Source organism: Paucibacter sp. KCTC 42545 (genome assembly GCF_001477625.1).
In the GTDB taxonomy this organism is placed as follows: Bacteria; Pseudomonadota; Gammaproteobacteria; order Burkholderiales; family Burkholderiaceae_C; genus Paucibacter_A.
Genome location: NZ_CP013692.1, coordinates 5,011,357 through 5,029,994, shown reverse-complemented (window position 1 = coordinate 5,029,994; position 18,638 = coordinate 5,011,357). Strand labels below are relative to the sequence as shown.

Sequence of the window (18,638 nt, the reverse complement as noted above, 5' to 3'; positions counted from 1 at the left end):
CAAGCGAATCACCGACCTCGCCCCAGCATGCGCAGCAGAAAAACAATCATCCTGTCCCTGACTCTCATCAGCCTGGCCGCCGCCGGCTGGTGGTGGAAATCCCAAAGCCCGAGTGCCACGACCAGCGGCCCCACCGCCGCCTCCAGCCCGGCGGCCGGCGCCGGCAAGGGCGGCCCGCAAGCGGTCGGTGTGATCGAGGCGCAGCAGCAGGATGTGCCGGTCAATCTGGAAGCCAGCGGCACAGTGGCCTCGCTGGCCAGTGTGGACTTGCGGGCGCAGACCACCAGCACCGTCAAAGAAGTCTTGATCAAGGACGGCGACACGGTGCGCAAGGGTCAGGTCTTGCTGCGCTTCGACGACCGCGCCGACCGCGCCAATCTGGAACGCGCCCGCGCCCAGCTGCTGCGCGACCGCGCCGCCGCCGCCGATGCCGAACGCCAGTTCAAGCGCGCCCAAGAACTCAAGGCCCAGAACTTCATCGCCCAAAGCGCAGTGGACACGGCGCAAGCCAATGCCGAAGCCGCCCGCGCCCTGGTGGCTGCCGACGAAGCGGCCGTGCAGTCTGCCAATGTGGCACTGAGCTATAACGAGCTGCGCGCCCCTATCAGCGGCCGGGCCGGCGCGCTCAGCGTCTTCCCCGGCAGCCTGGTGCAGGCCAGCGCGAGCGCGCTGCCGCTGGTCAATATCGCGCAGATGGATCCCGTTGGCGTCAGCTTCAGCCTGGCCGAATCGAAGTTGCAGCCCTTGCTGGCTGCCACACGCGGCGCGGGCAAAGCGGGCGCTAGCGCCCCTGAAGCCCTGCAGGTACAAATCGCGCCGGCCGGCGGGCGCGGCGCAGCGAAGGGCGCGGAGGCTGAAGCCGGCGCCAAGGGCAAGCTGGTTTTCGTGGACAACCTGGTGGACAGCACGACCGGCACGATCAAGGTGCGGGCCGAGTTTGACAACCGACAGCAGCAGCTCTGGCCGGGCCAGTTTGTGCGGGTGCGCATGACGCTGCGCACGCTCAAGGATGCCATCGTGATTCCGCAAGCCGCCATCATCCAGCGCGGCAGCGAACGCTCGGTCTATATCGTGGATGCCGACAAGAACGCCCAACTCAAAACCGTGCAGCAGCGTTACACCTTTGGTGAGATGGCGGTGGTGGAAGGCATACAGGCCGGCGACAAGGTGGTGGTGGACGGCAAGCAGAATCTGCGCCCCGGCACCGCCGTCAAGGCCCAGCCTGCGGCGCTGAACCCAGCCGCCGCGGCCGCCAGCAAGAAGGCGGCGAGCGAAGCCGGGAATGCTGCATCAGCTGCATCAGCGGCTTCGGCGCCAGCAGCCGCAGCCAGCTCGGCAGCTTCCGGGGCCGGCGCATGAACTTGACGGAGTTGTTCATCCGACGGCCGGTGATGACCGTGCTGCTGAATATCGCGCTGGTCATCGCCGGCTTGGCGGCATGGGGCAAGATTCCGGTGGCGGCGCTGCCGTCCTACAACACGCCGGTCATCAATGTGCAGGCCAGTCTGCCCGGCGCTTCACCGGAGACCATGGCTTCCTCGGTGGCACTGCCATTGGAGAAGCAGTTTTCCACCATCGCCGGCCTGAGCACCATCTCGTCCACCAACACCCTGGGCTCAACCTCGCTGACGCTGGAGTTTGACCCCAGCCGCAATATCGATGCGGCGGCGGTCGATGTGCAAGCGGCGCTGTTCCGCTCGCTGCGGGCCTTGCCGACGGAGATGACTTCGCCGCCGAGCTACCGCAAGGTCAACCCGGCCGATGCCCCGGTGCTGCTGGTGGCGCTGACCTCACCCAGCATCAATCTCTCGGAGTTGAATGACTTTGCAGAGAATCTGATCACCCCCAGCCTGTCCACCATCGACGGCGTGGCCCAGGTCTCCATCTACGGGCAGAAGCGTTTTGCGGTGCGCATCAAGGCGCGCACCGAGCTGCTGCAGCAGCGCAATATCACCCTGGAAGAATTGCAGGCCGCGATCAAGGGCGCCAATGCCAACACGCCGGTGGGTGTGCTGGACGGTAACCGCCAGACCCTGACCATCCAGGCCAATAAGCAGCTGCGCAATGCGCGCGAGTTTGGCGCCATCGTGGTGGCCTCCAAGGGCGGCGCGCCGGTCTTCCTGCGCGATGTGGCCGATGTGCAGGACAGCTTCGAAACCGTCAAGTCCTTCTCCAACTTCAACGGGGAACGCTCCATCGTGCTGGCCGTGCAGCGCCAGCCCGATGCCAACACCGTCAAGGTGGTCGATGCGGTCAAGGCCATGCTGCCACGCTTCGAAGGCCAGCTGCCGGCCTCGGTGCAAATGAGCACGCTGAACGACCGCTCGATCTCGATTCGCGAGTCCCTGCATGACGTTTACTTCACCCTGGCCCTGACCGTGGCCCTGGTGGTGCTGGTGATCTTCCTCTTCCTGCGCCGCGCCGTGGCCACGCTGATCCCGACACTGTCGCTGCCGATCTCGCTGATCGGTGCCCTGACCCTGCTCTATTCCCTGGGTTACAGCCTCGACAATATCTCGCTGCTGGGTATCACCCTGGCGGTGGGCCTGGTGGTGGACGATGCCATCGTGATGCTGGAGAACATCCACCGCCACGTTGAGGATGGCATGGAGCCCTTCGCGGCTGCCGTGCGCGGCGCGCGCGAGATGGCTTTCACCATCGTCTCGATTTCGATTTCGCTGGTGGCGGTGCTGATCCCCATCTTCTTCATGCCCGGCGTGATCGGCCTGCTCTTCCACGAGTTCGCGGTGGTGGTGTCGCTGTCAATTCTGGTCTCCGCCGGCGTCTCGCTGAGCCTGGTGCCCATGCTGTGCAGCCGCTTTCTCAAGCCCCATGCGCATGTGGAAGAAAACGCGCTGGGTCGCGTGTTTGAGCGCGGCTTCAACGCCGTGCTGAACGCCTACACCCGCAGCCTGGACGCAGCCTTGCGGCATCGCGGCTGGGTCTTGGGCGTGGCGCTGGCCAGCTTTGTGGCGAGTGCCTGGCTATACACCAGCATTCCCAAGGGCTTCTTCCCGGAAGAAGACATTGGCCAAATCCAGGCCAGCACCGAGGCCTCCGAAGACATTTCCTTCGCCGCCATGACGGTGTTGCAAGAACGCGTGGCCGCCTTGGTCAAGGATGATCCGGCCGTGGCCAGCGTCTCGGCCGCCGTGGGCGGCGGGGGCGGCGGCGGCAGCGCCGGCAATACCGGGCGCTTGTTCATCAACCTCAAGCCGCGTGGCGAGCGCCCGCCGATGGCGCAAGTGCTCGAAGGCCTGCGCAAAAAACTGCGCAGCGTGCCCGGCATCGCCGTCTATCTGCGCCCGGTGCAAAACCTGCAGCTGGGCGGGCGCCAGAGCAAGAGCCGCTACCAGTACACCTTGCAATCGATCAGCGCCGGCGAGCTCAATGTCTGGGCCAGCAAGCTGCAAGAGAAGCTGCGTGCTGACCCGCTGTTCCGCGACGTCACCAGTGACTCCCAGCTGCGCGGCCTGCAAGCCAATCTGATCATCGACCGCGAGCGTGCCTCGCTGCTCGGCGTGCAGATGCAAGACCTGCGCAGCGCGCTCTACGACGCTTTTGGCGAGCGCCAGGTGTCCAGCATCTACGCCGAAAGCAATACCTACCAGGTCATCATGGAGGCCAGCGACGCCGATCGCCTGACCGAGGACGCTTTCGACAAGATCTATCTGCGCGGCAAAAACGGCGCCCTGGTGCCGCTGACGGCTTTCGCCAGCGTGCAAAGAGCGCTCGGCCCAACGGCAGTCAATCACCAGGGGCAGCTGCAAGCCATCACCCTGAGCTTCAACCTCGCACCCGATGTGCCCTTGGGCGACGCCACCGCCAAGCTAGACGGCTACACCAAAGCGCTGCAACTCCCCAGCAGCATCATCACCAGCTACGGCGGCGATGCGGCGGTGTTCCAGGACTCGCAAGGGGGTCAGGTCTTGCTGATCGGCTTGGCCATCGCGGTGATCTATGTGCTGCTGGGCGTGCTGTATGAAAGCTATATCCACCCGCTGACCATCTTGGCCGGCCTGCCCTCGGCGGCGGTGGGCGCCTTGATCACGCTGCAGCTCTTCCATATGGACCTGACGCTGATCGCCACCATCGGCATCCTGATGCTGATCGGCATCGTCAAGAAGAACGCCATCATGATGATCGACTTCGCGCTGGACGCCCAGCGCAACGGCGGCATGAGCCCGCCTGAAGCGATCCGCGAGGCCTGCATCCTGCGCTTCCGCCCCATCATGATGACCACCCTGGCCGCGCTGATGGGCGCCCTGCCGATTGCCTTGGGCCTGGGCGCCGGGGCCGAACTGCGCCAACCTCTGGGCTTGGCGGTGGTCGGTGGTTTGATCTTGTCCCAGGCGGTGACGCTCTACATCACCCCGGTGATCTACCTGGCCCTGGACCGCTTCAGCGGCAAGGGGCCGGATATGCGTGAGGTGGCGCCGGGCCGGATGACGGCCCATCAGTAACAAGCCACCGAAAAACGCAGCGCTTTCAGGAATTGCCAGCCACATGTTCTCCCACATCTTCCTCGGCGTCAGCGATTTCGAGCGTGCCCTCGCCTTCTACCAACCGGTGTTGGCGAGCCTGGGCCTGACGCAGAGGTTTTGTGAGCGGCAGCGGCCCTGGGCCGGCTGGCAAAGCCCCGGCGTGGCGCGGCCCCTGCTGCTGATCGGCCACCCTTTCGATGGCCAGGCCGCGCAGCCTGGCAATGGGCCGATGACGGCCTTGCTGGCCGACAGCCGCGCGGTGGTGGACCAGGCCTATGCACTGGCTCTGTCCCACGGCGGCCGCTGCGAGGGCGCACCGGGCTTGCGGCCGGACTATCACGCACATTACTACGGCACCTATTTCCGCGACCCGGATGGCAACAAGCTCTGCGTGGTTTGCCACACGCCACCCGACGCGCCGCCTACTGAAGCAGGCCGGGCATGAGCCGCCAGCAGCGCCTGCTGCTGGTGCTGGCCTTGCTGGTCGCCGCCTGGCTAGCACTCAAGCTCAGCGGCCTGTCGACCCAACTCTTCACCCTGGCGGAGTTGCGCGCGCTGTTTGATGGTCACCAAGGCCTGGGCCTGCTGCTGTTCACCTTGCTCTTCATGGCCGGCAATCTGCTGCAGATTCCGGGCTGGATTTTTCTGGCTGCGGCGGTGTTGGCCCTGGGGCCGCTGTGGGGTGGCCTGGGCACTTATCTGGCCGCTTGTTGCGCCTGCCTCAGCAGCTTTGTCTTCATCCGCGGGCTGGGTGGTGACGCCTTGCGCGCCTGGCAAAACAAGGGCCGGCTGAGCCAGCGCCTGTTTGCGCGCTTGGACCATCATCCGCTGCAAAGCGTGACCCTGCTGCGCCTGATGTTCCAAACCGTGCCGGCGCTGAATGTGGCACTGGCGCTGTCTGGCGTGCCATGGCGCAGCTATGCCTTGGGCACTTTGATCGGCCTGCCGCTGCCGATTGCGCTCTACAGCCTGTTCTTCGACCGGCTGGCGCTGTGGCTGCATCTGCCCATGCCGAGCTAAGCCTGGCTAAGCCACCACCCTGAATTCGCGCATGCCGATCACGCCGCTGGCGTCAAAGCTGCGCTCCAGAAAATCAAAGCCACCTTGTTGCCGCAGGCGCAGCAAGGCGCTGGCCCGCGTGCCGTAATTGGGCGTGGCGATAAAGATGGCGGAAAGAGCCCGCTCCCAGTCCAGCGGCACGCCGGTGGCGGGCAGGCTTTCGTCCGGCGCGATGCGCGGGTCACGCAACAAGGCCAGCAAAGCCTCGTCTCCTCCCGGCTCCGCATGGTCCTCGGCCAAGCGCTGAGCCAGCGCGGACTTGAGCGTCAGCAGCTTAGGCCAGGGTGTGTCAAAGCCGGCATTGGACACCGCACCCAAGCCCGGTTCTAGGACGACGCTGCGATGCCCACGGCTGGCGCGGCCCTCGAAACCCAGCAATTGCTGGCCATCAAACAGCAGCAGATTGAAGCCCTGGAACTCGGCCGCGCGCGGCGCCAACTGGGCCAGGTAGTCGGCTGCGCTGAGGGACTCGTCTTGCAAAAATTCGCTGACCAAAGCGCCGCGCGAAGGCGGTTGCGCAGCGCCTGCCGCCGCCGCACTGGGCAGCAGCCCAGGGTCGCGGAAATTGGTCAGTGCCGCCAAACGCCGCCCACCAGCCCCCAGGCCCAGCCAGGTGCCCCCGGCTTGCAAGTCCTGACCCGCCAGCACGCGGCCACCCGGCCACCAGCGCAAGGGCACCGTCGGCCGGGCATAGAACTCATCGCGATTGGCCAGCAGCAGCAAGGGCGTGGCCGTGCCGGGCTGCCAGCGCCAGGCGATCAGGCACATGAGCGGGCCGTGGCCTCAGGCGTCAGTCGCCCCTCTCGCCAGGCTTGACCCAGGCCTTGCACAGCCTGGCTGAGCAAGCCCATCACATGGTCAAAGCCATGGGCCGGGCCGAAATAGGGATCGGGCACTTCCTGGCCATGCAGGCCGGGTGCGAAGTCCAGCAGCAGGTGCAAGCGCGGATGCAAAGCGGCCGGGCACAGCAGTTTCAGCTCGCGCAGGTTCTCGCTGTCCATGGCAAGAATCAGATCGAAGCGCTCAAAGTCCGCGGCCACCACACGGCGCGAACGCCATTTCTTGTTGGGGCTGAGCCCGGCACGCTGCGCGGCGGCTGCGGCGCGGGCGTCGATGGGGCCGGGCCGAGGTGCGGCGCGCACGCCGGCCGACTCGATCACCGAAAAGGCCTGCGCCGCGCCGGGGCCGAAGCTCGGCAGGCGTGTTTTCATCAGCAGCTCGGCCAGCGGCGAGCGACACAGATTGGCCGTGCAGACCAGCAGGACCGCAGGCATCTTGATCAGCGCGCCAGCTCAGCGCGCATGGCGTCGATCACGGCCTTGTAGTCGGGCTTGCCGAAGATGGCGGAGCCGGCCACAAAGGTGTCGGCGCCGGCATCGGCGATTTGACGAATGTTGTCCACCTTGACGCCACCGTCGATTTCCAGGCGGATGTCGCGGCCGCTGGCATCGATGATGCGGCGGGCTTGTTCCAGCTTCTTCAGCGCGCTGGGCAAAAAGCTTTGGCCGCCGAAGCCGGGGTTGACGCTCATGATCAACACCAGGTCCACCTTGTCGATCACCCATTCCAGCACGTCCAGCGGCTCGGCCGGGTTGAACACCAGGCCGGCTTGCTTGCCCTCGGCCTTGATCAGCTGCAGGGTGCGGTCCACATGCTTGGACGCATCGGGGTGGAAGCTCACCAGATCGGCACCCGCCTTGGCAAAAGCCACGGCCAGGGCGTCCACCGGCTCCACCATCAGGTGCACGTCGATCGGGCAAGGCGTGCCATCGGGCTTGACCGAATGCTTGCGCAGGGCTTCGCAGACCATCGGCCCGAAGGTCAGATTGGGCACGTAATGGTTGTCCATCACGTCAAAGTGCACCCAGTCGGCGCCCGCCGCCAGGACGTTGCGCACCTCCTCGCCCAGGCGGGCAAAGTCGGCCGAAAGAATGCTGGGGGCGATGCGGAAGTTGGTGGTCATGGCGGGACGGCTAAAAAGGAGTGAATGGGCACGAAGAACGCAGGCCTGGATTCTATGAGCCCGCCCGCCAGCGCGCTTTTGCCACCCATTTCAGGGCCTGCCGCGTGGCAAGCCCTGGGTGAGTCACTCTCAATCCCAAAGAGGCCTCAAAGAAGCCCCTCGCCGATCAGCGGCCCATTTCCTGCAGATAGCGCTTGCGAGCTTCGAACGCCGTGCCAGCAAAGTCGCTGAACACACCGTCCACGCCGGCACGGAAGTAGGTCAGGTACTCAGCCACTGGGTCGCCGCCGTAGACACCGGCCAGGCGGCCCGCTTCGCTGCGGAAAGTGAACACATGCACGGCCAGGCCGAGCTTGTGCGCATCGGCAATGACGCTATTGGGCACGGCCTTGTTGACCGCCTTGGCGCCGCCCTTGCCATCGGGCGAGGTCAGCAGCATCACTTCTGGCTTCCAGGGGCCGATGGCGTCGGCATAGGTCGCGATCTCGGCCAGGCCGGCGGGCGTGAGCATCACGCCAAAGTAACGCGGGTCGCCGGCCAGGGTCCAGCTATAGGGGCGGCCGGAGACGAAATGATCCGAGTTGGGCTGCTCGTAAATCATGGCGCCGGTTTTGTAGTCGACGTCGTTGCCGTCGATCAGCTGCACGGTTGTGGCCTTCATGCCCTGGGCGCGCAAATACTTCAGCGTGGCGGGGTCAAAGCTCTGCACCAGCAGGGCGGAGCCCTTGCTGTCCAGATTGTTAGCGCGGATTTGCTTGAGGAAGATGTCTTCGAAAGCGTGGTCGCCGCTGCCGCAGCCATTGGCCTTGGCCTGGCCGTTATTCCAGATCGGGTTCTTCAGCTCGGGGTAGACGCTGATGCTGCGGCCCTTGGCCTTGCTCTTGGCCACGGCAATGTCGATCACTTCTTGGAAGGTCAGCACCGGGTATTTGCCGTTCTGAGCCGTGGCCTGAACGCGGTCGGCGGCGTTGTCGTAGCTGGTGCCGCCCAGCCATTGCTTCAGTTCAGCGGCGGTGAAGTCGCTGATCGACCAGTCATTGGTATGGTCTTCGCCATCCACCACCAGCGACTTCAGCACCGACTTCGGGTCGGCCGGGTTGGTCAGGTCGCTCAGATAGCTGGCCGGGCCGCCGAATTTGGCGGCGTCATACTTCACCGGCACCAGCACGCCCGGCACGGTGCGCTTGCGCGCGGCCACCACGGCATTGGTCTTGGCCACTTCGGCGATATTGGTGTTGTCGCTGAGCCAGGGGTTGTGGCGCGCCACCAGCACGCAGTCCTTGGTGAGGTGCAGGTCCAGCTCCAGCGAATCAGCGCCAGCATCGGCTGCGCCTTCGTAGCTGGGGCCGGTTTCTTCCGGGAACAGGCCCGGCAGGCCACGGTGGCCGATCACCAGCGGGTCCAGCCCACCCAGCGTGGGCAGCGGCGTCTGCACATCACCGCCGCCACCGCAAGCGCTGAGGGCCAGGCCCGTCAAGAGCGCGGCAGCCAGGGCGGTTGCACGGGCACCGCCATTGAGATTGTTCTTTTTCATGAGGTCGCCCCAAGTTTGTGAATGCGGGCAGTGTGGCGAGCCTCGATGAAACGGCGATGACAGTGTGTACTTACCTGTGACGAGGCTCAGCGCGGGCGACGGAACGCTCGCCGCGCCACGGCAAGACCTGAGCCCATGCCGGAGCCCACCGCGCCCGACTCAGGGCCGCTTGAATTCGGCCCGCGCCTGATCCACCCGCTCGCGGGTCACACACCCCAGCGCGTGATCGTTGACCAAGCCCATGGACTGGATGAAGGCGTACATGGTGGTGGGGCCGACAAACTTCCAGCCACGCTTTTTCAAGTCTTTGGACAGCGCGCGTGAGGCCTCTGACTCGGTCAGGGCTTGCGGCGTTTCGGGCAAGTCGGCAGGGTGCGGTTCGAAGCGCCAGATATAGCGCGCCAAGGAGCCCTGCTCAGCCACCAGCTCCAGGCAGCGTTGCGCGTTATTGATGACGGCCTCGATCTTGCCTCGGTGGCGCACGATGCCGGCGTCTTGCAGCAGGCGCTCCACATCGTTGGCGCCGAACTGTGCGAGCTGCGCAAAGTCAAAACCCGCAAATGCGGCGCGAAAGGCCTCGCGTTTATTGAGGATGGTGCGCCAGGACAGGCCGGACTGAAAACCTTCCAGGCACAGCTTTTCGAACAGGCGCTGATCCGTGGCCACCGGGAAACCCCATTCGGTGTCGTGATAGCGCAGATAGCCTTCATCGCCGGCGGCGGCCGCGCACCAGCGGCAACGCGGCCAGCCGTCGGGGGGGAGATAGAGAGTTTGCTGAGTCATGGCGCTGCGCTTGCATTGAAGGGGCTTTGGCCCGCAGCATAGCGCCCGCCCTAGAATCAGCGCCATGGCAAACCCCCAATTCAAATGCAGTGCCCAGGTCGAAGTACTGGCCGAGCAGACTCAAGCCGAGCAAGGTGTTTTCGCCTTCAGCTACACGATCACGGTCGAGAACGTGGGCGACATCTCGGCACAGCTGATTGGCCGCCACTGGACCATCATCGACGCACGCGGCCATGAGCAAAAAGTGGATGGCTTGGCCGTCGTCGGCCATCAGCCGCTGCTGGCGCCGGGCCAGAGCTTCAAGTACAGCAGCTGGGCGCAGATCGGCACCAAGCAAGGCAGCATGCGCGGGCGCTTTTTGTGCGTGACCGAAGACGCCGAGGTGTTCTACAGCGAAGTGCCCGAGTTCATGCTGGCCGATAGCGGCGCCCTGCACTGATGGCACTTTTGGGCTTGCGCCGCAGCGTTGCCTGGGATTTGACCGCCCTGCTCAATGCCGCCGATCCACGGGCGGAGATGGCGGCGCGCAATTTGTGGCTGGCGCGTTTGCTGGAGTGGCTGCGCCACCCGGCCGAGCGCGAGGAAGCCGCCGTGCAAACGCCGCTGCCGCTGTTGCGGCTCAAGCACCTGCTCAATGTGCTGGACCGCCACCCCGAACATGCGCTGAAGGTCTCGCGCCTGCTCAATTCGATCTGGCGCGATCTGGACGCGGCCAGCCTTTTTGTGGATGTGGGCTTCGCCCCGCGCGTGGCCTTCTGGCCCGAGTTCTTCCACCGCCTGGGCCAGCATCTGCTGCCCAGCACCGCCGACACCAACGATCTGGCCGAACTGTTCAAGCTGCTCTTCCCCGAAGAGTCCGATGAGCAATGGCTGCTGGGCATCGATGCCAACTCCTTGCTGCGCCTGGAGCGCTTGCTGGAAGTCGGCAAGCCTGAAGCTGGCCCAGCGGACGGCAGCCGTGCGAAGCCCTGGTTGCAACCCATGCTGTTCGGCCTGACCGCCCTGGTCAGCGCGGTGCGCTCCGCCGGCCTCAACGGCACGCTGCGCCGGCGCATGAGCACGGCGCTCTTGACCGCCAAACCCTTCGAGCAACTCGCCAGCGCCTGCGATGCGCTGACCCTGGCCGTGCAGGCCGACGACCGCGCAGCCACGCTGCAAGCCCTGACCTTTTTGCGCGCCCTGCTGGACGCTTGCCGCAAGGCCGCCAATAGCGTGCCCGAGCATCTGGAACAGTTCGGCGTCTCGGTGGACATCATGTTCTCGGTGGAGCAGCTGCTGGCACGCATCCAGCGCATCGAGGCCTTGCTGGACTGCCTGGCCGGCGAGCACCCGCAGCAAGAGTTGGCACGGCTGCTGGCTGCCCTGGTTCGCGTGGGGCATGAGCGGCGCAGCATCCGCACCCTGTTCGCCCGCCATTACTCGCTGCTGGCGCGTAAGGTGGCGGAACGCAGCGCCGAAACCGGCGAGCACTACATCACCCGCGACCGCGCTGACTACCGTGTCATGCTGCGCCACGCCGCTGGCGGCGGCGCCATCATCGCCGGCACCACCTTCGTCAAATTCCTGGTCATGGCCCTGGGCTTGAGCGCGCTGTGGGCGGGCTTTTGGGCCGGCATCAATTACGCGATGAGCTTTCTCATCATCCATTTGCTGCACTGGACCGTGGCCACCAAACAGCCGGCCATGACGGCCCCGGCGATGGCGCAGAAACTGCAGCACATCGAGTCCGAAGGCGGGCTGGAGAGCTTTGTCGACGAGGTGGCCAATCTATTCCGCTCACAGATCGCCGGTATCCTGGGCAATCTGGCAGTGGTGGCGCCGGTGGTGCTGGGCGTGCAACTGCTCTGGCGCGCCCTGTTTGGTGCCCCTCTGGTGGGCCCGGCGCAGGCGGACTATGTCCTGCACGGCCTGACCCTGCTGGGGCCAACCGTTTTGTTCGCCGCCTTCACCGGCGTGCTGCTGTTCGCCAGCAGCTTGGTGGCTGGCTGGGTGGAAAACTGGTTTGTGTTCCACCGCCTGGAAAGCGCCATCGCCTGGAACCCCAGCATCATCAACCGGCTGGGTGCCAACCGCGCGGCCCGCTGGGCACGTTGGTGGCGCGACAACATCAGCGGCGTGGCCGCCAATGTGGCGCTGGGCATGATGCTGGGACTGGTGCCACCGGTGCTGGCCTTCATCGGCCTGCCGCTGGATGTGCGCCACGTCACCTTGTCCACCGGGCAGCTGGCCGCAAGCGTCGGTGCATTGGGCCTGGGCATCTTCCACCTGAGCGCTTTCTGGTGGTGTGTGGCCGGCATTGCGGCCACCGGCTTGCTCAATCTGGGCGTGAGCTTCTACCTGGCATTGAAGGTGGCCCTGCGTTCACGTGGCATCCGGTTGGCTGATCGCTCGCGGGTCACTGCGGCGATCTGGCAGCGCCTGCGGCAGCACCCGCGCAGCTTCTTCTTACCGCCCAAAGCCGAAGCCGCGACACAAGACAAGGCCTAAGGCGGGCAGAGCGGGCTTGGCTTATTCTTGATCCCGATCGCCCCGGCGCTCGCCCCCTTTGCGGCCGGAGAACATGGTCCACCACACGATGAACACCAATAGCGCCAAGGCCAGCAAAGCCTCCAGCAAGATCACAGCCATGTCTTCTCCGTCCCGGGTTGGCCGGCTGCGGGGCAGCCTGGCGGCGCTGGCGATTCTAGGGCTGCTGGTGGCTTGCGCTGCGCCGCCTGCCCCACCGGTCAAGCCAAGCACACCCCCGCCCGCCGCCACGCCGGCGCTGGAAGAACAAGCGCCGCGCCAGCGCCAGGTCTTGCTGCGCGAGCGCTCGCGCTGGGTGGCCGCCGACTGGAGCGAGCTGCCCGGCTGGGGCCAAGATCGCGCTACCGAGCTATGGCCCGCCTTGCTGCAAAGCTGCGCCCGCCCGGCGCCGGGCTGGGCGGCGGTTTGCGCCCGCGCCCGCATGGAGCCGCCCCCCACAGACGACACCAGCGCCAGCCTGTGGCTGATGCAACATCTCCGCCCCTACCGGGTGGAAAGCCTGGAGGGCGAAACCCAAGGCCTGCTGACCGGTTATTTCGAACCGCAGCTGGAAGCCACGCGGCGGCCGCAAGGTGCCTTCAAGGTGCCGGTGCTCGGTGCGCCGGCGGATCTGCAGCAGCGCCGCCCCTATTTCACCCGCCAGCAAATCGAGTCCGAGCCGGCCGTGAAAGCCCGTTTGCGCGAGCGCGAACTGGCTTATCTGGATGACCCGCTGGACCTGCTGGTGCTGCAAATCCAAGGCTCCGGCCGCGTGCGTTTTTCCAGCCTGGACGGCAGCCAGCAATGGGTGCGCCTGGCTTTTGCGGGGCATAACGACCACCCCTACCAATCGATCGGCAAGACCTTAATCGAGCGCGGCGAATTGCGCCCCGGCGAGGCCTCCTGGCCGCAAATCCGCGACTGGCTGCGCCGCAATCCGCAGCGCAGCAACGAGCTGCTGTGGACCAACCCCCGCTACGTCTTCTTCCGCGAAGAAGCCCTGCCCGACCTGAACCTGGGCCCGCGCGGCGCCCAGGGTGTGCCGCTGACACCGGGCCGCTCCATCGCGGTGGACCGCAACAGCGTGCCCTATGGCACGCCCGTATGGCTGGATGCCAGCGAGCCCCTGAGCAGCCAGCCCCTGCGCCGCCTGGCCATGGCGCAGGACACCGGCAGCGCCATCGTCGGCGCGGTGCGGGCCGACTACTTCTGGGGCTGGGGCCGCGAGGCCGAAACCCAGGCCGGGCGCATGAAGCAACCGCTGCGGCTGTGGGCGCTGTGGCCGGACGACGGCACTGGCACCAGCCGCTGAATCGGCACTCGCCAGCACTATGGAGTGCGCGGCAATTGCGGCTGGATAAACCGCGCGCTGCGGCCTAGAGTTGAGCGGTGGGACGCGGGGTTTCGACCCCCAGCAAATCACCGCAAATGACAGGCAAGGAGTTCATCATGTCCAGCGCAAAACTTCATGTGTTTTCTGAAGGCGGCCTGCATATGGCGCTCTTGGTGGCGGTGCTGGCGATCTTTGCCGGTGTCTTGATTCAAGACCTCTTCCTCAGCGCCGAAGGCCAGGGCATCGTGCTGACAACGCTGAGCAGCGCCAGCTCGCAAGGCCAGTCGCCACCGCCGCGCTGAGGCCTAGCCTGCAGCACCTAGCGCCACAGGGCTGCAATCACAGCACCTGCACGCCTTTCCAAAAGGCGTAATGGCCCTTGATTTCCGCCGCCGCCTCGGTGGGCTCCGGGTAGAACCAGACCGCGTCCGGATTCATCTCGCCGTTGACGAACAAGCTCAGGTAATGCGCCTGGCCCTTCCACGCGCAACCGGTGCGGTGGTTGCTGAAGCTGGTGTATTCGCGCTTGAGCGACTCGGGCGGGAAGTAGTGGTTGCCTTCCACCAGCACCGTTTTGTCGCTCTCGGCGATCACCACACCGTTCCAAACTGCTTTCATTTCACGCCCTCTTTGCTGACTGATCGTGGGGGACTATAGCCAGCACCGACAATGGCGAGGTGAAACGCTATTACTCCCACCAAGACAAAGACATTTTCATCACCGCCGGCTCAGCCAAAGAGCTGGCGCCGGGCAGCTTCGGCGTCTGCGCCATAGGCGGCGGCGCGGAGGGCTGGTCGGTGGTGCACATCGGCCCGGAGGGCGATGTGGCGGACCTGGGGCAGGAGTACTACTTCGCCACGCCCGAAGAAGCCCTGGAATTCGTCAAAGAGCTGATCGACATGATGATCGCCGCGGCTGAACCCGGCGAATCGCGCTAACGAAGCTTTCGGGATTTCACCGACGTTTCAACGGTCTGCTCAGCAGCAGACCGGCCGGCTTTGGCGCAGAATGGTGCTATTCACATTTTGCGACTCAACTCGTGCCAGCATGAGCGAGGCCCATTCATCGCAAGCAGTTCAGCCCCAGCCGGCGACTACGGCGGTGGCGGCCCCTGACGACATCGCGTCGCGGCTGGACGCCTGCAAGCAGCTCTGCGACAACCTGGATGGCGACGCCCTGCACGCCGCGCTGCAAGCCCTGTCCAAGGCCGAGCTGAGCCCCGAGCAAACCTTGCTCGCGGAATTGCTGCGCGAATATCCCAGCACCAATCGCTCAGGCAAGAGCTTGAGCCAGCAGTTGCAAGAAGGCTCGGTGCGGCTGGAGCTGGCCAAGGCCATGGGCTCGGTGCTGGCGCAGGCCTGGGCCTGGGAGTCGCTGCAGATCGTGCAGTTCCGCCTGCGTCTGCATCACTCCGCCCTGCACAGCGCCGCCATGGCGATGGACCTGCTGACCCGCGCTGGCCGCGGCCACCAAGCCGCCGCACTGGGCTGTGCCTTGTGCGCGGCCCTGGTGGATGCCGAGCTTTACGCCGAAGTGATCACACGCAGCGCCGCGCTGCTGGCCAGGCGCGACTTGCTGCAACCCAGCGCCATCTGCGCCGTCTTGAACAGCACGGCTTCGGCCCATTTCTTCCTCGCCAGCAATCTGCCTGAATCCGAGGCGGGGCCGCATTGGGCCGCCTGCTTGGACATGCATCAGCAATCCTTGCAAGTTGCCCGCGCGGCCGGCATGACCACGCGCGCCACCATCTCGCATTTGAATCTGGCCGTGGTCAACGCCACTCTGGGCCAGTCAGTAGCGGCCCAGCAACATTTGACGCAGTTCGATTTGGTCTGCGAGGAGACGCTGGCGCCTCTGGGCATCAGCACGGTCTGGCGCGGTTGGCGGCGCCTGTGCGCCGCCATGCTGGCCTGCCAAAGCGAGTCAGCCGACGCAGGATGGGCGGACTTGCTGGATCTGGCCGACTCGCTGCGCGGGCAAGAAGGCGTGCATCAACATATTTGCGAAGCCGCACTGGCCACCATCGTGCGCCTGGGGCGTCAGCAAGGCCGCTTCGAGCAGGCCCTGGCCGCCAGCCAGGAGTTGCTGCATCTGCAGGTGGAGTTGCGGCGCAAGCTGTCCAAGACCCTGGCCGACACGGTGGACGATGTGATGGAGCGGCCCAAGCTGCAGCAACGCAATGCGCAGCTGGCCGAACAAGGCATCTTGCTGGAAGGTTCGCTGGCCCAGCGCAATGCCCAGTTGCAACAGGCCTTGGCGGAACTGCAGGCCGAAGCCCGCACCCGCCGTGCCGCCGAAGCCGAGCTGCAAGCCGCCCACGATGAACTGGAAGACCAGGTGCGCCTGCGCAGCCGCGAGCTGGAAACCGCCATGCAAGCGCTGATGCGCCAGGAACAGCAACTGGCCTTGTCGCGCATGGTGGTGGGCGTGGCCCACGAGATGAACACACCGCTCGGCAATGCCCGCATGGCGGCCAGCACCATGCAAGCCAGCTGCACCCATTTGCTGGCCGACCTGCAGACCAATCAGATGCGCCGCAGTGAATTGCAAAGCAGCCTGGCCACGTTGCAAAGCGGCAGCGCCGTGATCGACCGCGCACTCGAGCGCGCCGCCACCCTGGTGCAGCGCTTCAAGGCCTTGGCCATCAGCCAGCATGACGAAGCTCGCGTGGACTTTGATGTCGTGCAGCTGCTGCGCACTTGCCTGGAAAGCTGGCAGGCGAAGCTGGCCGACAGCGGCGTGCGGATTCAGCTCGAGCCAGCGCCCGCGGCCTGGCGCCTCCAGGGCTACCCGCGCGCATTGGACGAAGCCCTGCAGCAATTATTTGAAAACAGCTTGCTGCACGGCTTCACGCCAGGCCAAACAGGCCTGATTCAAATTGGCTTGGCCCACGCCAAGCCCGCGCATTTGCAACTGAGCTGGCAGGACGACGGCCGCGGCATTGCCGCCGAACACCTGCCCCATGTGCTGGAGCCTTTTTTCACCACCCAGCTGGGGCAGAGCGGCACCGGCCTGGGCCTGAGCTACGTCAACAGCTTGGTTTGCGACCTGATGGGCGGCCAAGTCAAGATCGACAGCGCGCCGGGTCAGGGCTGCAAGATTGTCTTGCTACTGCCCTTGCAGCAAAGCTAGATCCCAGCGATCAAGCCTGCTGGTTGCGATCAGGCAAGAGGGCCGAGAAAGCTGCGGCCACTTGCTGATTGGCGCTTACTTAGGCTGACCAGCGCCGATCAGCCCGCTGCCAGCATCGCGCTGGCCAGAGCCTCGGCCACCTCGATGCCATCGACCCCCGCGGACATGATGCCGCCGGCATAACCCGCACCTTCACCGGCGGGGTACAAGCCCTTGACGTTGAGGCTTTGGTAGTCGCGCCCACGGGTGATGCGCAGCGGTGAGGAGGTGCGTGTTTCCACCCCGGTCAGCACCGCATCGGGCATGGAGAAGCCGCGGATCTGGCGCTCAAACGCGGGCAAGGCCTCGCGGATCGCGTCCAGGCAGTACTCCGGCAAGCTGCCGCGGCCTTTTTGCTGCAAATCGGTCAGCGTGATGCCGGGCTTGTAAGACGGCTCCACATTGCCCAGCACGCGGCTGCGCTGGCGTTTGATGAAGTCGCCCACCAGCGCGCCGGGGGCTTTGTAGCCGCCCTCACCCAGCTCGTAGGCGCGGCTTTCCCAGATGCGCTGGAAGGCCATGCCGTCGAGCGGGCTCACCGGGCCGTCGGTCTTGCCGTCTTGCCGATAGTCTTGCGGGCTGATGCCGACGACGATGCCGGCATTGGCATTGCGCTCATTGCGCGAATACTGGCTCATGCCGTTGGTGACCACACGCTCGGGCTCGGACGTGGCCGCCACCACCGTGCCACCGGGGCACATGCAAAAGCTGTAGACCGAGCGACCGTTTTTGGCGTGGTGCACCAGCTTGTAATCGGCCGCGCCCAAAATCTCGTTGCCGGCATTGGGGCCGAAACGGGCCTTGTCGATCAGGCTTTGCGGATGCTCGATACGGTAGCCGATCGAGAAAGGCTTGGCCTCCATGAACACGCCGCGCTCGTGCAGCATGGTGAAGGTGTCGCGGGCGCTGTGGCCCAGCGCCAGCACGACGTGATCGGTGCGGATCTGCTCGCCGCTGGCCAAGCTCACACCGCGAATATGTTTGCCCTTGGGGCCGTCTTCGATCAAGACGTCGGTGACCTTTTGCTCGAAGCGGATCTCGCCGCCCAGGGCCTCGATGTCGGCGCGCATCTTGATCACCATGGACACCAGGCGGAAGGTGCCGATGTGCGGCTTGCTGACGTACAGAATCTCTTCCGGCGCGCCGGCCTTGACGAATTCGGTCAGCACTTTGCGGGTGAGGTGGCGTGGGTCGGAGATCTGGCTCCACAGCTTGCCGTCCGAGAAGGTGCCCGCGCCCCCTTCGCCGAATTGCACATTCGACTCCGGGTTGAGCTCGCTCTGGCGCCACAGGCCCCAGGTGTCCTTGGTGCGCTCACGCACTTGCTTGCCGCGCTCCAGCACGATGGGGCGCAAGCCCATTTGGGCCAGGATCAAGGCGGCAAAGATGCCGCAGGGGCCAAAGCCGATCACCACCGGGCGCGGCCGGGACTCGGCGGCGTAGAAATCCGCCGGCGCGTGGCCGACAAATTTGTAGCTGGTGTCGGGCGAAGGCTTGATGTGCGGGTTGGCGGCATGACGCGCCAGCACTTCGGACTCAAGCCCGGCGGCCAGCTCACAGTCGACCGTGTAGATCAGCAGAATGGCCGAGCGCTTGCGCGCGTCATAGCTGCGCTTGAAGACGGTGAAGTTCAAGAGCTGCGCATCGCTCGCCAGGCCCAGGGCTTGCACAACAGCGGGGCGCAGCGCGTCCTCGGCATGGTCAAGCGGCAGGCGGAGTTCGGTGATGCGAAGCATGGTGAAGGGTGTTTCAGTGAATCAAAGTTTGACCGGAATCTTCACAGACTCAGGGTCGAAAAAACAAAAG

The 18,638-nt window shown here is 65.4% G+C and carries 17 protein-coding genes; 10 read left to right on the top strand and 7 right to left on the bottom strand.

The genetic code is table 11. The annotated features are described in order from the left end of the window. Window positions 1-27 precede the first annotated feature (27 nt). Genes AT984_RS21530 through AT984_RS21515 form a run of 4 tightly spaced genes read left to right on the top strand, consistent with a single transcriptional unit; the run spans window position 28 to window position 5,504 of the window. Window positions 28-1,359, top strand: coding sequence for an efflux RND transporter periplasmic adaptor subunit (locus AT984_RS21530; RefSeq protein WP_058721856.1), 1,332 nt, complete (start codon window positions 28-30; stop codon window positions 1,357-1,359). Next, complete coding sequence (locus tag AT984_RS21525; RefSeq protein ID WP_058721855.1) at window positions 1,356-4,463, top strand: efflux RND transporter permease subunit; 3,108 nt, start codon at window positions 1,356-1,358, stop codon at window positions 4,461-4,463. Before AT984_RS21530 ends, AT984_RS21525 begins: the two co-directional genes overlap by 4 nt. Window positions 4,464-4,506: 43 nt before the next feature. Continuing rightward, window positions 4,507-4,929, top strand: coding sequence for a VOC family protein (locus AT984_RS21520; protein WP_058721854.1), 423 nt, complete (start codon window positions 4,507-4,509; stop codon window positions 4,927-4,929). Next, window positions 4,926-5,504, top strand: coding sequence for a TVP38/TMEM64 family protein (locus AT984_RS21515; RefSeq protein ID WP_058721853.1), 579 nt, complete (start codon window positions 4,926-4,928; stop codon window positions 5,502-5,504). Before AT984_RS21520 ends, AT984_RS21515 begins: the two co-directional genes overlap by 4 nt. 6 nt (window positions 5,505-5,510) lie before the next feature. Here the strand turns inward: AT984_RS21515 and AT984_RS21510 are convergent, their stop codons facing one another. The 5 genes from AT984_RS21510 to AT984_RS21490 all read right to left on the bottom strand — a co-directional run bounded on the left by AT984_RS21510 (window position 5,511) and on the right by AT984_RS21490 (window position 9,823). Next, a complete protein-coding gene (locus AT984_RS21510) occupies window positions 5,511-6,311 on the bottom strand; it encodes an NRDE family protein (protein WP_058721852.1) in 801 nt (266 codons plus the stop codon). Further along, a complete protein-coding gene (locus AT984_RS21505) occupies window positions 6,302-6,817 on the bottom strand; it encodes a low molecular weight protein-tyrosine-phosphatase (protein WP_058721851.1) in 516 nt (171 codons plus the stop codon). Before AT984_RS21505 ends, AT984_RS21510 begins: the two co-directional genes overlap by 10 nt. A gap of 5 nt (window positions 6,818-6,822) precedes the next feature. Beyond that, complete coding sequence (rpe, locus tag AT984_RS21500; RefSeq protein ID WP_058721850.1) at window positions 6,823-7,506, bottom strand: ribulose-phosphate 3-epimerase; 684 nt, start codon at window positions 7,504-7,506, stop codon at window positions 6,823-6,825. 166 nt (window positions 7,507-7,672) lie between these two features. Next, entirely contained in the window at window positions 7,673-9,040 is a 1,368-nt protein-coding gene (locus AT984_RS21495) for a glycerophosphodiester phosphodiesterase family protein (RefSeq protein ID WP_058721849.1), read from the bottom strand. A 159-nt stretch (window positions 9,041-9,199) separates the two neighbouring features. Next, window positions 9,200-9,823 (bottom strand): DNA-3-methyladenine glycosylase I, encoded by a 624-nt coding sequence (locus tag AT984_RS21490; protein ID WP_058721848.1) that lies wholly within the window; start codon window positions 9,821-9,823, stop codon window positions 9,200-9,202. A gap of 64 nt (window positions 9,824-9,887) precedes the next feature. Between AT984_RS21490 and apaG the strand changes: the two genes are divergently transcribed. The 4 genes from apaG (at window position 9,888) to AT984_RS21470 (ending at window position 13,963) form a co-directional block, all read left to right on the top strand. Beyond that, the gene (apaG, locus tag AT984_RS21485) at window positions 9,888-10,262 is read left to right on the top strand and encodes a Co2+/Mg2+ efflux protein ApaG (protein ID WP_058721847.1); all 375 of its coding nucleotides are present in this window, start codon (window positions 9,888-9,890) and stop codon (window positions 10,260-10,262) included. Beyond that, on the top strand, window positions 10,262-12,310 hold the full coding sequence (locus AT984_RS21480) for a site-specific recombinase (protein ID WP_058721846.1): 2,049 nt from the start codon (window positions 10,262-10,264) through the stop codon (window positions 12,308-12,310). Before apaG ends, AT984_RS21480 begins: the two co-directional genes overlap by 1 nt. A 139-nt stretch (window positions 12,311-12,449) precedes the next feature. Next, the gene (mltA, locus tag AT984_RS21475; RefSeq protein WP_231741486.1) at window positions 12,450-13,640 is read left to right on the top strand and encodes a murein transglycosylase A; all 1,191 of its coding nucleotides are present in this window, start codon (window positions 12,450-12,452) and stop codon (window positions 13,638-13,640) included. Window positions 13,641-13,777: 137 nt separating this feature from the next. After that, on the top strand, window positions 13,778-13,963 hold the full coding sequence (locus AT984_RS21470) for a hypothetical protein (protein WP_156422169.1): 186 nt from the start codon (window positions 13,778-13,780) through the stop codon (window positions 13,961-13,963). A 37-nt stretch (window positions 13,964-14,000) separates the two neighbouring features. Here AT984_RS21470 and AT984_RS21465 read toward each other — a convergent pair whose 3' ends face one another. Continuing rightward, complete coding sequence (locus AT984_RS21465) at window positions 14,001-14,279, bottom strand: DUF427 domain-containing protein (RefSeq protein WP_058721843.1); 279 nt, start codon at window positions 14,277-14,279, stop codon at window positions 14,001-14,003. Window positions 14,280-14,338: 59 nt separating this feature from the next. On the opposite strand from AT984_RS21465, the gene AT984_RS21460 reads away from it, so the two are divergent. Further along, on the top strand, window positions 14,339-14,599 hold the full coding sequence (locus tag AT984_RS21460) for a hypothetical protein (protein WP_058721842.1): 261 nt from the start codon (window positions 14,339-14,341) through the stop codon (window positions 14,597-14,599). Between the two features lie 109 nt (window positions 14,600-14,708). After that, entirely contained in the window at window positions 14,709-16,793 is a 2,085-nt protein-coding gene (locus tag AT984_RS21455; RefSeq protein WP_058721841.1) for a sensor histidine kinase, read from the top strand. Window positions 16,794-16,891: 98 nt separating this feature from the next. Here AT984_RS21455 and AT984_RS21450 read toward each other — a convergent pair whose 3' ends face one another. After that, window positions 16,892-18,568 (bottom strand): NAD(P)/FAD-dependent oxidoreductase, encoded by a 1,677-nt coding sequence (locus AT984_RS21450; protein WP_058721840.1) that lies wholly within the window; start codon window positions 18,566-18,568, stop codon window positions 16,892-16,894. Between the last annotated feature and the right edge of the window lie 70 nt (window positions 18,569-18,638).

What these genes read in the sequence shown, in the direction of transcription:
- AT984_RS21515 (WP_058721853.1), top strand. Translation starts at nt 4,926, where the DNA reads ATGAGCCGCCAGCAGCGCCTGCTGCTGGTGCTGGCCTTGCTGGTCGCC.
- AT984_RS21465 (WP_058721843.1), bottom strand. Translation starts at nt 14,279, where the DNA reads ATGAAAGCAGTTTGGAACGGTGTGGTGATCGCCGAGAGCGACAAAACG.
- AT984_RS21470 (WP_156422169.1), top strand. Translation starts at nt 13,778, where the DNA reads ATGTCCAGCGCAAAACTTCATGTGTTTTCTGAAGGCGGCCTGCATATG.
- AT984_RS21530 (WP_058721856.1), top strand. Translation starts at nt 28, where the DNA reads ATGCGCAGCAGAAAAACAATCATCCTGTCCCTGACTCTCATCAGCCTG.
- AT984_RS21510 (WP_058721852.1), bottom strand. Translation starts at nt 6,311, where the DNA reads ATGTGCCTGATCGCCTGGCGCTGGCAGCCCGGCACGGCCACGCCCTTG.
- AT984_RS21490 (WP_058721848.1), bottom strand. Translation starts at nt 9,823, where the DNA reads ATGACTCAGCAAACTCTCTATCTCCCCCCCGACGGCTGGCCGCGTTGC.
- AT984_RS21450 (WP_058721840.1), bottom strand. Translation starts at nt 18,568, where the DNA reads ATGCTTCGCATCACCGAACTCCGCCTGCCGCTTGACCATGCCGAGGAC.
- AT984_RS21480 (WP_058721846.1), top strand. Translation starts at nt 10,262, where the DNA reads ATGGCACTTTTGGGCTTGCGCCGCAGCGTTGCCTGGGATTTGACCGCC.
- rpe (WP_058721850.1), bottom strand. Translation starts at nt 7,506, where the DNA reads ATGACCACCAACTTCCGCATCGCCCCCAGCATTCTTTCGGCCGACTTT.
- AT984_RS21505 (WP_058721851.1), bottom strand. Translation starts at nt 6,817, where the DNA reads ATGCCTGCGGTCCTGCTGGTCTGCACGGCCAATCTGTGTCGCTCGCCG.
- apaG (WP_058721847.1), top strand. Translation starts at nt 9,888, where the DNA reads ATGGCAAACCCCCAATTCAAATGCAGTGCCCAGGTCGAAGTACTGGCC.
- mltA (WP_231741486.1), top strand. Translation starts at nt 12,450, where the DNA reads ATGTCTTCTCCGTCCCGGGTTGGCCGGCTGCGGGGCAGCCTGGCGGCG.
- AT984_RS21520 (WP_058721854.1), top strand. Translation starts at nt 4,507, where the DNA reads ATGTTCTCCCACATCTTCCTCGGCGTCAGCGATTTCGAGCGTGCCCTC.
- AT984_RS21455 (WP_058721841.1), top strand. Translation starts at nt 14,709, where the DNA reads ATGAGCGAGGCCCATTCATCGCAAGCAGTTCAGCCCCAGCCGGCGACT.
- AT984_RS21495 (WP_058721849.1), bottom strand. Translation starts at nt 9,040, where the DNA reads ATGAAAAAGAACAATCTCAATGGCGGTGCCCGTGCAACCGCCCTGGCT.
- AT984_RS21525 (WP_058721855.1), top strand. Translation starts at nt 1,356, where the DNA reads ATGAACTTGACGGAGTTGTTCATCCGACGGCCGGTGATGACCGTGCTG.